The following is a 14814-nucleotide window of genomic DNA, read 5'->3' as shown; positions in this document are numbered from 1 at the left end:
GTGATATAACACCGGGCTGTTTCTCCTACAACTGGACGAGCCTATGAAAGCCAAGGCTGATGTACCTTTCGCGCCGCTCAACATCGCGGTGCTGACGGTCAGCGATACCCGTACCCTGGAAACCGATACCTCAGGCCAGCTATTCGTTGACCGCCTGACGGCTGCCGGACACAACCTGGCCTGCCGGGTCTTGCTAAAAGATGACCTCTACAAGATTCGCGCGCAAGTTGCCAACTGGATCGCCGACGAGGTCGTACAGGTGGTGCTGATCACCGGCGGCACCGGTTTCACCGGTCGTGACAGCACGCCGGAAGCAGTGAGCTGCCTGCTCGACAAACAAGTCGATGGTTTTGGTGAACTGTTCCGCCAGATATCGGTGGCGGACATCGGCACATCGACCGTCCAGTCCCGCGCCTTGGCCGGCCTGGCCAACGGCACGCTGGTGTGCTGCCTGCCGGGGTCGACCAATGCGGTGCGCACCGGTTGGGATGGCATTCTTGGCGAGCAGCTGGATTCGCGCCATCGCCCGTGCAATTTCGTGACTCACCTGAAACAGGCGGCACCCTGTGAATCCCGCGGGTAAGCCGGGCAAGACCGGGACCCTGATGCCGGTCGAGGTAGCCCTGGCGCGTCTGCTGGAAATGGCCGACGCCTCACGGATTGTAGAGCGCGAGCGTTTGCAGTTGGCGCAGGTCGAGGGCCGGGTGCTGGCCGACGATCTGCTGTCGTCCCTCGATCTGCCGCCGTGGCCCAATAGCGCGATGGATGGTTATGCCTTGCGCGTGGCTGACTGGAACGCAGAGCCGCTGGTGGTCAGTCAGAAAGTCTTTGCCGGCCAGGCGCCTGTTGCCTTGACGCCGGGCACCTGCGCGCGAATCTTCACCGGCGCACCTGTGCCGCCGGGTGCCGATTGCGTCGAGATGCAGGAGAACGCCGAAGTCCAGGCGGATGGACGTGTCCGTTTCACCGAGTCCCTGGCCATCGGGCAGAACATTCGTCCACAAGGACAGGAAACCACCGTTGGCGAACTGATCCTGCCGGCGGGCACACGGCTGGGGCCGATCGAACAAGGGCTGGCAGCCTCGCTGGGGTGTGCCGAGCTTGCGGTGATCCGCAAGGTTCGCGTGGCGGTGCTGTCCACCGGGGATGAACTGATCGAGCCGGGTCAGCCGCTGGGGCCGGGGCAGATCTACAACAGCAACCGTGTGTTGCTCTGCAGCTGGTTGCAGCGCCTGGGTTGCGAGGTGATCGACGCCGGGATCCTGCCGGATGACCTGGACACCACGCGCGCGCGCCTGGGCGAGCTGGGGAATGTCGACCTGATTCTCTCGACCGGCGGCGTATCGGTGGGGGAGGCCGACTTCCTGGGCATGGCCCTGCGAGAAGAGGGCGAGCTGGCGCTGTGGAAACTGGCCATCAAGCCCGGAAAACCCCTGACCTTCGGCCATTTTCGTAGCGTGCCGGTGATCGGCCTGCCGGGCAATCCAGCCTCGACCCTGGTGACCTTTGCCTTGCTGGCAAGGCCTTACCTGCTGCGCCGCATGGGTGTGCAGGAGGTGGAGCCGCTGAAGGTGCAAGTGCCGGCAGGGTTCGACTGGACTAAGGCCGGCAATCGACGCGAGTACCTGCGCGGTCGCCTGGAGAACGGCCAGGCCATCATCTACCGCAATCAGAGTTCCGGTGTGCTGCGCAGCGCCGCCTGGGCCGATGGATTGGTCGAGGTCATGGAGGAGCGGACGCTGGTGGCAGGTGACAGCGTCTACTTCATTCCGCTGAGCGAAGTGTTGAGCTGATCTGGACGCCACGCGGTGACGCAAGCCCGGTCGATTGAGCCGGGTTTTGCGTCCATGGTAGATCAATGAGCCAGCAGCAGGGAGACGACCTGGTCGAAACGGCTGTTGGCGATCCAGCCCAGCAGCCCCAGGACAACGACTGTTCCGCCCACCGAATAGGCAAGCCTGAGCCTGATTGACCTGACGTCACTGCGAATCCTTTCCAGATCGCCTCGCAGGGTTTCGAGGTGTGTCTCAAGCTCGTTGACGCGAGGTTGCATAGGAACTTCTCCACTGGATTTTGCACTGCTGACGAGTTCAGCTGGATGATCGGCCCGTTTCATTGCGAGCGGCACCACCGGCATCACCGGTGACCTGATGTCATGTCGTTGCATTGCACATCCTTGCGTCTGTCCTGCTGATGACTGAAAACCGCTGACACAAAAGTGTACCAATCGCCATTTCTGGTCAATTGAGCCGATTCCTCACGTTTTGTAAGAAAATTCTCCTTATTGGACTCAAGCGTAAATAATTCATTTTTTTGCGACTTTTCAGGAGGGTGGTGAGGTCACATGTCCCATACGCCTTCAATGATGGGGAGTGACGACAATGAGCGAACGCAAGGCACTGTTGATTCTGCATGGCAAGCAGGCGCTCAACGAAGCGGTTCGGGCCGCCGTCGAGGAAAAGCGTGAACAAGGCTGGGACCTGGCCGTGCGCCTGACCTGGGAAGCCGGGGATGCGCAACGGCTGGTGGGCGAAGCGCTGGAGGCGGGTTATCGGCGGATCATTGCCGGTGGCGGCGACGGCACCTTGCGCGATATTGCCGAAGCCATGGCCGGCCAGTCGCCGGAGGCCAGCCTGGTGCTGATGCCGCTGGGCACCGCCAACGATTTTGCCCGTGCTGCCGGTGTGTCGCTGGAGCCGGATCAGGCACTGGCGCTGCTGGACGTTGCCCCCAGCGCCATCGACCTGGGGGAAGTCGGTGGCCAGGTGTTCCTGAATATGGCCACCGGTGGTTTTGGCAGCCAGGTCACGGCCAATACCTCCGAAGAACTGAAGAAAGTCCTCGGTGGTGCGGCGTATCTGTTCACCGGCTTGACGCGTTTCAGTGAGCTGCATGCGGCGTATGGTGAATTGCAGGGGCCTGATTTTCACTGGAGTGGCGAGTTGCTGGCGCTGGGGATCGGTAACGGTCGACAGGCGGGTGGTGGGCATGTGCTCTGCCCAGAGGCTTTGGCGGACGACGGGCTGCTCGACATCAGCATTCTGCCGGCACCGCAGGAGCTGGTCGGCACCTTGAAGAACCTGCTGGCCGATGGTTTCGGACTCGATAGCATGTTCGTCCGCGCCCGCCTGCCATGGGTTGAGATCAAGGCCTCTGAGGGCCTCTACATCAACCTTGACGGCGAACCGCTCGAGGGTGACAGCCTGCGGTTCTCGGCTCGGCCGGCGGCGCTGCAGGTGCATTTGCCCGAGCAGTCACCCTTGTTGAGCAGGGCTGGAGCTGTCAGTCGTCCAGACTGATGATCTGCTCGCGCACGGCGAACAAGACAAGGCCGGCCACGTCAAATATCTGCAAGCGCTTCATGACTTGCGAGCGATGGGTTTCCACGGTCTTGACGCTCAGGCCCAGGCCGTTGGCGATTTCCCGGGTGGATTTGCCACGCACGATCAACCGCAGGATTTCCAGCTGACGGGCTGTCAGGTTGTGCGAGTCTGCCGCGGCCGCCGGGCTGTTCTGGGTCCGGTTCAACGCCTGGGTGATCACGGTATGGGCGATGGCCGGGCTCAGGTAGCGCTCATTGTTACGCAAGGCTTCCAGCGCGTGTTCCAGTTCGGTGGCCGTGGTGTCCTTGAGTAAATAGCCATGGGCCCCGGATTCCAGGGCTTGCATGATGAGTGCCGGGTCGGTGTGCATCGACAGGATCAGCACCTTGCTGTGCGGACGGACCCGCTTGAGCTGTTGCAAGGCTTCGAGGCCACCGGTCTGCTTCATGGAAATATCCAGCAGCACGATATCCGGCGACAGTCGCTGGGCCATTTCGAGCAGCTGCGAGCCATCGTTGGCCTCGCCGACAACCGCATAGCCAGGAAGGTCCAGCACCAGGGCGCGCACGCCAGCCCTGATCAGCGAGTGGTCATCCACCAGAAGCAAGTTACAAGTCAATGCATAACCTTATTCGTATTGGCCCGTTCGAACTCACGGGGTGCCCATGGGAAGAGGGCTTCGATTTGGGTGCCTTTGCCTGGCTGGCTGGTCACGGTCAGCGTGCCGCCCAGTTGTTTGATCCGTTCCGACATCCCGGCCATGCCGCGTTGTCCTTCACGCCCCGGGTCGGCGGCCGGCGCGAAACCCTGGCCATCGTCACTGATCAGCAATGTCAGGCCCTGGGGCAAACGCTGCAGGCAGACCAGCAGGTTTTGCGCATCGGCATGGCGCAGCATGTTGGTGACGGCCTCCTGGGTGATGCGAAAGGCCGCCACTGCCATTTCTTCCGGGATGCCGGTCAGTCGTTGCTGGCACTCCAGGCTCCAGTGCACCGGGGTGTTGCTCAGCGTCTTGAGCAAATGCGCCCGCAGGCTGGCTTCCAGCCCAAGGCTGGCCAGTTGTCGGGGGTTGAGGATGGCCGATACATCGCGAACCTTGGCGAGGGTTTCATCCAGCGTGTCGCACAGCACCGAGCATTGCCCCTGCAGGTCTTCGGGCATCCTGCGCTTGAGCCAGTCACTCTGAAGTTTTGCCGCGGTCAGCAACTGGCCGATGTCGTCGTGCAATTCCCGACTGAGGCGATGGCGTTCGTTTTCCTGGACTTGCAGCATCCGTTCGGCCAGCTCCTGAGGTTGGAACTTGATCGACTTGCGTGACAGGCGGTATTGCATCCAGACGCAGCCCAGCGCAGCAAGATCGAGCGCCAGCAGACCCAGCGGCAACTGCGTGGACAGGCCGTAGACCAGCAGGCTGCCGAGTGTCGAGCCGGCGCATAGAAGCAGCGTGAACCGGCGTGCGTTATCTGGGGAGGGTGGCCATTTGGCGATTGAATTGAGGCTGGCGTACATAGCGGATGGAGCCAATGGATGTTCGCTGCGGGCCGATCGGTCATGTTCGCTGACAGATCGATGATTTTTTTATGTCAGCTTTCGACTTCAACGGTTTTTTGTATAAGAAAACCACGGTCTTGTATAAGAAATCAGACCTGAATTTTTTAGCTGAGTTGTCTGCAATCGCGTTGCCGTTAATTGACGTCAACTAATGGGCGGCATAATAGCACTTCGAATACCGTTGGTCGCGCTTGTGATTAGATGTCCAGGAGGACAGGAGATAGCGCCGAGGAAGGAGGGAACACCGTTTAGGCCACGATTATTTGGATCCAATAAAAATCGGCGCAGACAGACGAATACTTGTACAAGCAATAGTTACTTGTTTCGAGGTGTCGTTAGCAGATATGAAGTATTCAATTGCGACATGAGTACGCACAAGTTGTGATGCAGTCATCTATTCGCAGCTTGACGTACTTGCGCAAAGTTAAGCCTGGCGCTGCGAATAAGAAACGAGTGTGTACGGCCTGGAATCAACCGGGGGGCGAAACTGACTCTGGCCGACCTGGAACGCGAAGGCTTCGATCAGGGAGGCCTGTTCAGTTTCATCGAGGCTGAGCTGCCCGGTTTTCTGGTCGATCAGTTCAAGTTGCCAGGCGATCAGCGTCAGGCAGTCCTTGAGCGCATCCAGGGCCTCATCGTGCAGTGCCATGTGGTTGTGGGCGTGATTGAGCAGGCCATGAATGTGCAATGAAAACTCTGACACGGCCGCGAGGGCGAGGGCATCTGCCTTGCACGCCAGTTTGAGCAGGGTGCTGAGCATGCAGTCAATGGCGTCCGGGTCATTGCTGATCAATTGCAGATGACTCAGGCACTCCTCGGTCCTGGCCAGGAGTGTTTCAGCCTCGACGAGAAACTCGGGAATGCGCTTTGCCCACTCTTTACGATTGTTCGGCATGCTTGTCTCCACAACGTCATGTCAAATGAGGAGGGTGTCTTGAGTTCGCGCTCTGGACGGCTCAAGTGCGGGCTGAACGCTTGAAAGGTTGATTGGCCACTGGTTTGCGATCGCAGACAAATGCCCGACTCCATTCATGCAATGAGAATGGCGTCACATTAATGGCTATTGGATATTGCGAATATCAGGTTGCACCTGATTGTTGCTAGGGGAATCCCTTACAGGGCGGAACCAATCGCGCAAATGATGGTCGCGGCGAAAAGCATGGCAATAGATGAAATTACAGGATCAGTAAAGCATGATGTTAATGTGACATCAATTCCTCGCGTGGCATTTGCCTAGGGGTCAAGGTCCGCCGAAAACAGCCGATAACCCTCTATCCAGTGAACTCATCCGCAAAAGCCCCAGGAGTCATAGATGGCCGGCATTCTCGATACGGTAGACCAGCGTACGCAACTTGTGGGTGAGAATCGCCTGGAAATTCTCATGTTCCGGCTTGCCGGGCGGCAATTGTTCGCGATCAACGTGTTCAAGGTGCAGGAAGTCCTGCAACTGCCGAAGCTGACCCTGATGCCCCAGCGGCATCCGTTCGTGTGCGGCGTGGTCAATCTTCGCGGCCAGACCCTGCCGGTCATCGACCTGTCCCAGGCCATCGGCATGCGTGCGCTGGTGCCAGGCCCTGGCAGCACGATCATCGTCACGGAGTACAACCGCTCGGTGCAGGCCTTCCTGGTCGGAGGGGTGGACCGCATCGTCAACATGAACTGGGAAGCGATCCTGCCACCGCCCAGCAGTGCCGGCCGGCAGCATTACCTGACCGCGATCAGCAAGGTCGATGACCAGTTGGTGGAGATCATCGACGTCGAGAAAGTCCTCGCCGAAATCGTGCCTTACAACGCCAAGGTCTCCCGGGAAAAACTCGAGGATCCGGTGCTGGAGCGCGCCCGTGGCCGTGAAGTGTTGCTGGTGGATGACTCGAATGTGGCCCTGACCCAACTGCGCGATACCTTGGGGCAGTTGGGTGTGAAGATGCACATTGCCAGCGATGGCTTGAAGGCCCTGAACATGCTCAAGGCCTGGGCGGACACCGGCGTCAACATGACCGACAAGCTGCTGATGGTCTTCACAGACGCGGAAATGCCGGAAATGGACGGTTACCGCCTGACCACCGAAATCCGCAACGACCCGCGACTGCGCGGCCTTTATGTGGTGCTGCACACGTCCCTGTCCGGCAGCTTCAACGACTCGATGGTCAAGAAGGTCGGCTGTGACAACTTCCTCTCCAAATTCCAGCCGGACAAGTTGGTTGATGTGGTGCGTCAGCGTTTGATGCGCGATGCAGTGCCGGCCTGATACGAGGACGAATGCCCAACACTAAACATTGTGGGAGCTGGCTTGCCAGCGAAGAGGCCCGAAAGGTCAATGCAATATTCAAGGACGCCTTCGCTGGCAAGCCAGCTCCTACAGGGGCGGGACCTTTGATTCGCTGATCAAGCTCGTATAGGGTGGCGTTTTTGTCCGTCAGGGAGCTGGCCATGTTGCGTCTGAGTGCGCTGTATCGTTATCCGTTGAAATCCGGCAAAGGCGAGATCCTGCAACAGGTCGGCCTCGACAAGCTGGGGCTGGACGGCGATCGACGCTGGATGCTGGTGGATGAAGCCAGCGGACGCTTCCTGACCCAACGCGCAGTCGCGCAGATGAGCCAGCTGTCGGCGTTGTGGAATGCCGAGGGTGGCTTGACCCTCAGTGCCCCCGGCCATTCGCCGATCGAGGTCGCCTTGCCCGCCAGTGACGCTCAATTGCGCGGTGTGACCATCTGGCGTGACAGCTTGCGCGTGCCCGATGCCGGCGACGCGGCCGGCGCCTGGGTCAGTCGGTTCATCGGCAAGCCGACGCGCCTGGTGCAGGTGCCACTGGATCGCGCACGGACCACCGCCTCGGGCTATGGCAAGGACGACGATCAGGTTGCCTTCGCCGATGGCTTCCCGCTGTTGCTGATTGGCCAGGCATCGCTGGATGACCTGTCGCAACGCGTCGGCCGCTCGCTGGAGATGCTGCGTTTCCGGCCAAACCTGGTGATCGAGGGCAGCGAGGCGTATGCCGAGGACGGCTGGAAGCGCCTGCGCATCGGCGATGTCGAGTTCCGGGTGGTCAAGCCCTGTTCACGCTGCATCATGACAACCGTCGACCCGCAAACCGGCGAGCGTGACGCTGGCCGCGAACCCTTTGCCACCTTGCAGAAGTACCGTAGCGAAGCCGATGGCGCGATGTTTGGGCAGAATCTGGTCAACGACGGTAATGGCCGGCTCGAAGTCGGCATGCCGGTCACCATCCTCGAATAAACGCCCTTCAACGAAAAATGCCCGTGTCGATGGACACGGGCATTGTCTTTTCGCAATGAACCCGGGGTTTTAGCCGCGGTATTCACACAGGTAGGCAGTGTCGACTGCCACTTTGAGCTGGAACTTGCTGTTGGCGGGCACGTTGAACTGGCTGCCGGCGGCGAAGGTTTCCCAATCGGTGCTGTCCGGGAGCTTGACGGTCAGGGCGCCGGAGACCACGTGCATGATTTCACGCTGGCTGGTGCCGAATTCGTATTCGCCCGGGGCCATGACGCCGATGGTCGCTGGGCCTTCGGCAGTGCCAAAGGCGATCGACTTGACGGTGCCGTCGAAGTACTCGTTGACTTTAAACATGGGCGATTCCTCGAAAAGGGCTTAAAAGGGCCGGCCAGTATGCACAAGGCCCAAGGACTCGTCACCTCTCTAGAGCGGCAGGACAAGCGGCAACAGGCGTGCGGTGTTGCGCGCGTCTTCCAGCGCCCGATGTTGCTGCCCCGTGAACTGCAGTCCCGCCAGTTGCAGGGCGCCGTTGAGCCCCAGCGGTCGTTCCAGGCGTCGGGCCTTGGCAAAGCGCTGCTTGAGGTTCATGTGCGGCACGTTGCTCAACGCGCTGTCGAAGGGCAGGCGCTGCCATTCCTGGAGCAACTGTTTGCGATCGTAGTCACCCCAGCTGACCCAGCCTTCAAGCCGCGAGTGATGTTGGCCCAGCCAGCGCTCGAACGATGGCCAGACCTCGGCCAGGGGCTGTGCGGCATCGATGTTGGCCTGGGTGATGTGCGTCAGCTCCCGGCAAAACGGCGTCAACAGAGGGCGACGCAACGGGCGCACGAAACGCTGGAAGCAATCCAGCTCGCGGCCTTTGCGATCCACCAGGGTGGCACCGATTTCGATGATTTCCATTTCCGTTATGGGCCAACCACCCTCATCGGTGGTGGCTTCCAGATCAATGACCAACCAGTGAGGCATCGCAGGGTTCCCGGTATCCGCGTGCTGATAGGGCTTGAGCGTAGCCAAACCCGGCGGTTACGCCTAGCGACTTATTCGACCTCAAGCAGAATCTGCCGGTTTTTCACCTGGTCGCCCACCTGCACCTGCAAGCGCTTGAGCACGCCGTCGATACCCGCCTTGAGTGGGTGTTCCATTTTCATGGCTTCCAGCACCACCAGCAATTGGCCTTTGCTGACCTGGCTGCCTTCACTGACCAGCACGTCGATGACCGCACCGTCCATGGGCGCCTTGAGGGTGCCGGAGCTGATGCTGGCCTGGCTGCAGACCGGCGCTTGGGTGCGATCCACCAGTTGCAGGCTGCCGGGGCGAGTGAATAGCCAGAGTTGCTCGCCTTCGAGAAGGTAGGCATGACGCTGGCGGATGCCGTCGATGTCCAGGGTGACCCAGCGACCGTCGCACTGGATAACGGTCAGGTTGAGCACCTGTGCGGCGATTTGAATCCGGTAGGGCTGCCCCGGTACCGCGTTGAGTTGCACGGGCCAGTCCTGATCCCCCAGGCCGATGTGGTAGTGCAGCGGCACACTGGCGTTGTTACGCCAACCGGCCAGCGCGGCGGGATGAATCCGTGCCGACCCGTGGTGGAACAGCGCCGCGGCAATCGCCAGTTCTTCAGCGCGGGGTACAGGGGCCTGAAGGCAAGGGTGTTCGGCGAAATGCGTCGTAATGAACCCGGTGCTGAATTCGCCCCTGATGAACTGCGGATGTTCCAGCAGGCCGGCCAGCAAGCGCTGGTTGCTCGGCAGGCCCAGCAGGACGCTGTCCTGCACCGCCCGCAGCAACTTGCGCCGGGCTTCTTCACGGGTCGCGCCATGGGCGATGATCTTGCCCAGCATCGAATCGTAGAACGGACTGACCTGCTGCCCTTCCATCAGCCCATGGTCGATGCGCACGCCGCTCTGCAGCGCCGGTTCCCAGCGGGCGATGCGCCCGGTTTGCGGGACAAAGTCCTGGGCCGGGTCTTCGGCGTACAAGCGCACTTCCATGGCGTGACCGCTGAGTTGCACCTGCTCCTGGCGCAACGGTAGCGGCAGCCCTGCGGCGACCTGCAGTTGCCAGGCCACCAGATCCAGCCCGGTGATCAGTTCGGTGACCGGATGCTCTACCTGCAGCCGGGTGTTCATTTCCAGGAAATAGAACTGCCCGCGGGCATCCAGGAGGAATTCCACGGTGCCGGCGCCGACATAGTTGACCGCGCGACCGGCCTTGAGCGCCGCTTCGCCCATGGCCTGGCGCAGTTCGGCGGTCATGACCGGGCAGGGCGCTTCCTCGATGACTTTCTGGTGACGGCGCTGGATGGAACAGTCGCGCTCGCCGAGGTAGATCAGGTTGCCCTGTTGGTCGCCGAACAGCTGAACCTCGACGTGACGCGGGTCGATCAACGCCTGTTCGAGGATCAGTTCATCGCTGCCGAATCCATGCAGCGCTTCGGAGCGTGCGGTGCGGATCTGTGCCAGCAACTCGCCGGCATCGTGCACCAGGCGCATGCCGCGACCGCCACCGCCAGCGCTGGCCTTGATCATCAGCGGGTAGCCGATGCGATCGGCTTCGCGGCTGAGCGTCGCATCGTCCTGCTCGGCGCCCTGATAGCCGGCGATGCAGGGGACCCCGGCGTCGAGCATGGCGAGTTTCGACAGCCGTTTGCTGCCCATCAGCTCGATGGCTTCGGGGCTGGGGCCGATGAAGGTGATGCCGGCGTTTTGGCAGGCACGGGCGAAACCGGCATTTTCCGAGAGGAAACCGTAGCCCGGGTGGATGGCGTCGGCCCCGGTACGTCGGGCCGCGTCGATGATCGCTTCGATGTTCAGGTAGGACTGTTGCACCGGGGCCGGGCCGATGTTTACCGCTTCGTCGGCCATGTGCACGTGCAGGGCGTCGGCGTCGGCATCGCTGAAGACGGCGACGGTGCGGTAGCCCAGGGCCTGGGCGGTGCGCTGGATGCGGCAGGCGATTTCACCGCGGTTGGCGATCAGGATTTTGTTGAATCCGGGCATGTTTTATTCCCTGGGTTTTTGCGGTGAATGTGACGGCCCCTTCGCTGGCAAGCCAGCTCCTACAGGTTTTGTGTGCGACGCAGACCCTTGTAGGAGCTGGCTTGCCAGCGAAGCTTTTAAGAGGCCCACCCCGGTTTTCTTTTTTGCACAAAAGCCAGGGTCCCCTCGACCCCTTCAGCCCCAGTCACCGCCTCGCTGAACCACTCGGCCGCCTGATCCAGCAGTTCATCCGATGGCTGCCCCGCACTCGCCAGCAACAATTTCTTGGTCGCCGCATTCGCCTCCGGCGCACAACACAACACATGCGCCAACACCTCATCGAGCCGTTCGGCCAACGCCTGCGCATCGTGCTCGACAAAATGCACCAGCCCCATCCGCCGCGCCTGGGTGCCGTCGAAACGTGCCGCCGTCAGTGCCAGGCGGCGTGCCTGGGTCAGGCCGATGCGCTGGACCACGAACGGCGCGATCTGCGCCGGCACCAGGCCGAGGCTGGTTTCCGGCAGGCCGAACTGCGCCTGGTGATCGGCCAGGGCAATGTCGCTGACACAGGCCAGGCCGAAACCGCCACCAAGCACCGCGCCTTGCAAGACCGTGATCACCACTTGCGGCGCGTGCTGCACTTCCTGCAGCAACGCACCGAACAGCCGATTCAGATCGCGGTGCGCGCTCGGGCCCTGGGCGCGCGCGTTGGCCATGTCCTTGAGGTCGGCGCCGGCGCAGAAATGCCCGCCGGCACCGCCGATCACCAGGGCCCGAATCCCCCGGTCCTCGTGCACCGCCGCCAGCACCGCACGCAGTTCGCTGACCATCTGCAGGCTCATGGCGTTGCGGCTGTCCGGTCGATTGAGGGTGATGTGCAGTACGCCGTTGTGCAATTCGAGCAGCAGGGTCTGGCAAGCGGGCAGGGTGCTCATGGCTTTTTCCCCGGCAGGATGCCCATCAGCTTGCAGATGATCCCCAGCATGATTTCGTCCGCGCCGCCGCCGATCGACACCAGGCGTACATCGCGATACGCGCGGGCCACCGGGTTGTCCCACATGAAGCCCATGCCGCCCCAGTATTGCAGGCAACTGTCGCTGACCTCGCGGCCCAGGCGACCGGCCTTGAGCTTGGCCATCGACGCCAGGCGCGTGACGTCCTGGCCCTTGATGTATTGCTCGGTGGCTTGATACACCAGCGCCCGCAGGCACTCGATCTCGGTTTGCAGTTCGGCCAGGCGAAAGTGAATGACCTGGTTGTCGATCAGCGCACTGCCGAAGGTCTTGCGCTCCTTGCAGTACTCGATGGTGCTGTCGACGCAATACTCCAGGCCCTTGATCATATTGGCCGCACCAAACAGGCGCTCCTCCTGGAACTGCAGCATTTGCATCATGAACCCGGCGCCTTCATGGCCGATGCGGTTGCGCTGTGGCACCCGCACGTTGTCGAAAAACACCTGGGCGGTTTCCGAGCTGCGCATGCCCAGTTTGTCCAGGTGCGAGCTGAGGCTGATGCCAGGGCTGTTCATCGGCACCATGATCAGCGATTTGTTGACGTGGGGTTTGTCGTCCGAGGTGTTGGCCAGCAGGCAGATGAAGTCGGCGCTCGGCGAGTTGGTGATCCACATCTTGCTGCCATTGATCACGTAGTCGTCGCCGTCCTTGCGCGCGCTGGTTTTCAAGCCGGCCACGTCGGAGCCGGCGCCGACTTCGGAGACGCCGATACAGCCGACCTGCTCGCCGCTGATGGCCGGGCGCAGGAATTCATCGCGCAACTCATCGGAACCGAAGCGCGCCAGGGCCGGGGTACACATGTCGGTCTGCACGCCGATCGACATCGGAATGCCGCCGCAATGAATGGTGCCGAACTCTTCGGCGGCGACGATCGAGTAGCTGTAGTCCAGGCCCATGCCACCGAATTTTTCCGGTTTGGAAATGCCCAGCAGCCCCAGGTCGCCGGCCTTGCGAAAAATCTCGTGGATCGGAAAGCGCCCGGCCTTTTCCCATTCCTCGACGTGGGGATTGATCTCGTGATCGACGAATTGGCGAACGGTGCGACGCAGTGCTTCGTGTTCCTGGGTGAAGATCATTCTTGTTGTTCTCCTGATTAGAACCGGGCTACACCAAAACTGTTGGCATGCAGCGGCCGCACCTCGGCCTCAAAACAGATATCCAGCAAGTAACCGAGCAGGGTCCGGGTATCCCGTGGGTCGATCAGGCCGTCGTCCCACAGATTGGCGCTGCCATAGAGCGCCGTGGACTGGCTGTCGAGTTTCTGCGCAGTGACCTGTTCGAGCATGTCGAGCATCTTCGGGTCGGGCACCAGGCCGTCCTTGGCCTGCTTGGCCTCGGTGACGATGCGCAGCACTTTGCCGGCCTGGGCGCCGCCCATCACGGCGGTGCGGCTGTTGGGCCAGGCGAAGATGAAACGCGGGTCCAGGCCACGCCCGCACATCGCGTAGTTGCCGGCGCCATAGGAACCGCCCACCACGACGGTCAGTTTTGGCACCCGGGCATTGGCCACCGCCTGGATCATCTTGGCGCCGTGCTTGATCACCCCTTGCTGCTCCGATTCGGTGCCGACCATGAATCCGGTGGTGTTGTGGAAAAACAGCAGCGGCGTCTGGCTCTGGTCGCACAGCTGAATGAACTGCGCCGCCTTGCTCGCGCCCTTGGGCGTGATCGGACCGTTGTTGCCGATGAAGCCACAGGCGTGGCCTTGGATTTTCAGTTGGCCGCAGACGGTCTGCTGATCGAACTCGGCCTTGAATTCGAGGAAGTTCGAGCCGTCGGCGATGCGGGCGACGATCTCGCGCACGTCGTAGGGCTTTTTCGGATCATCGGGGATCAGGCCGAGCAATTCGTCGATGGGGTAGAGCGGCTCCTGCCATTGCCTGGCGGGCAACATCGGCAGGCGCGCATTCCACGGCAACAGGCTGACGATCTCGCGCACCAGGCGCACACCGTCGGCATCGTTCTCGGCCAGGTATTCGGCGGTGCCGGCCGTTTGCGCGTGCATCTCGGCGCCACCCAGTTCTTCGTCAGTGGCGACTTCGCCGGTAGCCGCTTTCAACAGCGGCGGGCCGGCCAGAAACAGCTTGGCCTTGCCGCGTACCACCACCACGTAGTCCGACAGCCCCGGCTGATAGGCGCCGCCGGCCGTCGCCGAGCCGTGGACCACGGTAATCTGCGGCAGGCCCATGGCCGACATGCGCGCCTGGTTGGCAAAGCTGCGCGCGCCTTCGACGAAAATCTCCGCCGCGTAATTGAGGTTGGCGCCACCGCTCTCGGCGAGGGTAATCACCGGCAGTTTGTTTTCCATGGCGATCTGTTGCAGGCGCAGGGACTTTTTCAGGCCCGAGGGGGAAATGGTGCCGCCCTTGATCGCACTGTTGTTCGCCACCACCAGTACCCGTACACCCGACACGTAACCGATCCCGGCGATCAGGCCACCGCCTGCGGCACTGCCGTCCTTGTCGTCGTGCAGCTTGTAGCCGGCCAGGCCGGCCAGCTCGAGAAACGGCGCACCAGGGTCGAGCAACAGGTTGAGGCGTTCGCGAGGCAGCAACTGCGCGCGTTTTTCGAACTTGGGTCTGGCCTCGGCCGCCTTGTCCAGCAGGGTCTGTTCAAGGCTGCGCAGCTGCTCGACGGCAACCAGCATTGCCGCGCGGTGGCGGGCGAACGGTTCGCTGTGGGGGTCGAGTTGCGACTGAATCACCGGCATGG

General features: G+C 61.6%; 15 protein-coding genes. 5 read left to right on the top strand and 10 right to left on the bottom strand.

Going from position 1 to position 14814, the window contains the following annotated elements; translation table 11 throughout:
- Positions 1–43: 43 nt before the first annotated feature.
- Both moaB and SOP85_RS10570 read left to right on the top strand, forming a co-directional pair.
- Positions 44–583 (top strand): molybdenum cofactor biosynthesis protein B, encoded by a 540-nt coding sequence (moaB, locus tag SOP85_RS10575; protein WP_008055114.1) that lies wholly within the window; start codon positions 44–46, stop codon positions 581–583.
- A complete protein-coding gene (locus SOP85_RS10570; protein WP_323626918.1) occupies positions 567–1793 on the top strand; it encodes a molybdopterin molybdotransferase MoeA in 1227 nt (408 codons plus the stop codon). The genes moaB and SOP85_RS10570 overlap by 17 nt, the downstream gene beginning before the upstream one ends.
- A gap of 62 nt (positions 1794–1855) precedes the next feature.
- Here the strand turns inward: SOP85_RS10570 and SOP85_RS10565 are convergent, their stop codons facing one another.
- On the bottom strand, positions 1856–2167 hold the full coding sequence (locus SOP85_RS10565) for a hypothetical protein (RefSeq protein ID WP_274073104.1): 312 nt from the start codon (positions 2165–2167) through the stop codon (positions 1856–1858).
- 214 nt (positions 2168–2381) lie between these two features.
- Between SOP85_RS10565 and yegS the strand changes: the two genes are divergently transcribed.
- Positions 2382–3299 (top strand): lipid kinase YegS, encoded by a 918-nt coding sequence (yegS, locus tag SOP85_RS10560; RefSeq protein ID WP_323626917.1) that lies wholly within the window; start codon positions 2382–2384, stop codon positions 3297–3299.
- On the opposite strand, the gene SOP85_RS10555 is transcribed toward yegS, so the two are convergent.
- The 3 genes from SOP85_RS10555 to SOP85_RS10545 all read right to left on the bottom strand — a co-directional run bounded on the left by SOP85_RS10555 (position 3283) and on the right by SOP85_RS10545 (position 5769).
- A complete protein-coding gene (locus SOP85_RS10555) occupies positions 3283–3942 on the bottom strand; it encodes a response regulator transcription factor (RefSeq protein ID WP_323607057.1) in 660 nt (219 codons plus the stop codon). The two genes, yegS and SOP85_RS10555, sit on opposite strands and share 17 nt — an antisense overlap.
- Positions 3939–4832 (bottom strand): sensor histidine kinase, encoded by an 894-nt coding sequence (locus tag SOP85_RS10550; RefSeq protein WP_323626949.1) that lies wholly within the window; start codon positions 4830–4832, stop codon positions 3939–3941. The genes SOP85_RS10555 and SOP85_RS10550 overlap by 4 nt, the downstream gene beginning before the upstream one ends.
- A 466-nt stretch (positions 4833–5298) precedes the next feature.
- Positions 5299–5769 carry a hypothetical protein gene (locus tag SOP85_RS10545; RefSeq protein ID WP_274073107.1) on the bottom strand — a complete coding sequence of 157 codons (471 nt, stop codon included), beginning with the start codon at positions 5767–5769 and terminating at the stop codon, positions 5299–5301.
- A gap of 417 nt (positions 5770–6186) precedes the next feature.
- Here SOP85_RS10545 and SOP85_RS10540 point away from each other — a divergent pair, with 417 nt between their 5' ends.
- Positions 6187–7122, top strand: a complete 936-nt coding sequence (locus SOP85_RS10540) for a chemotaxis protein CheV (protein WP_274073108.1) — start codon at positions 6187–6189, stop codon at positions 7120–7122.
- A 182-nt stretch (positions 7123–7304) separates the two neighbouring features.
- Positions 7305–8111 carry an MOSC domain-containing protein gene (locus SOP85_RS10535; RefSeq protein WP_323626916.1) on the top strand — a complete coding sequence of 269 codons (807 nt, stop codon included), beginning with the start codon at positions 7305–7307 and terminating at the stop codon, positions 8109–8111.
- Positions 8112–8180: 69 nt separating this feature from the next.
- On the opposite strand, the gene ppnP is transcribed toward SOP85_RS10535, so the two are convergent.
- From ppnP to atuC, 6 genes are all read right to left on the bottom strand, one after another.
- Positions 8181–8465, bottom strand: coding sequence for a pyrimidine/purine nucleoside phosphorylase (ppnP, locus tag SOP85_RS10530; RefSeq protein ID WP_045058110.1), 285 nt, complete (start codon positions 8463–8465; stop codon positions 8181–8183).
- 69 nt (positions 8466–8534) lie between these two features.
- Positions 8535–9077, bottom strand: a complete 543-nt coding sequence (locus tag SOP85_RS10525; RefSeq protein ID WP_274073110.1) for an exonuclease domain-containing protein — start codon at positions 9075–9077, stop codon at positions 8535–8537.
- A gap of 71 nt (positions 9078–9148) precedes the next feature.
- Positions 9149–11110 (bottom strand): acetyl/propionyl/methylcrotonyl-CoA carboxylase subunit alpha, encoded by a 1962-nt coding sequence (locus SOP85_RS10520; protein ID WP_323626915.1) that lies wholly within the window; start codon positions 11108–11110, stop codon positions 9149–9151.
- Between the two features lie 116 nt (positions 11111–11226).
- Positions 11227–12024, bottom strand: a complete 798-nt coding sequence (locus SOP85_RS10515) for an enoyl-CoA hydratase/isomerase family protein (protein WP_323626913.1) — start codon at positions 12022–12024, stop codon at positions 11227–11229.
- Positions 12021–13178, bottom strand: coding sequence for a citronellyl-CoA dehydrogenase (gene atuD, locus SOP85_RS10510; RefSeq protein ID WP_323607061.1), 1158 nt, complete (start codon positions 13176–13178; stop codon positions 12021–12023). The genes SOP85_RS10515 and atuD overlap by 4 nt, the downstream gene beginning before the upstream one ends.
- A 17-nt stretch (positions 13179–13195) precedes the next feature.
- A complete protein-coding gene (gene atuC, locus SOP85_RS10505) occupies positions 13196–14812 on the bottom strand; it encodes a geranyl-CoA carboxylase subunit beta (protein ID WP_323626911.1) in 1617 nt (538 codons plus the stop codon).
- Positions 14813–14814 lie beyond the last annotated feature (2 nt).

This window comes from Pseudomonas sp. YuFO20 (assembly GCF_035064975.1).
Classification (GTDB): Bacteria; Pseudomonadota; Gammaproteobacteria; order Pseudomonadales; family Pseudomonadaceae; genus Aquipseudomonas; species Aquipseudomonas putida_AE.
Note: the sequence above shows the minus strand (reverse complement) of the source record. Positions and strands in the feature narration are given on the sequence as shown.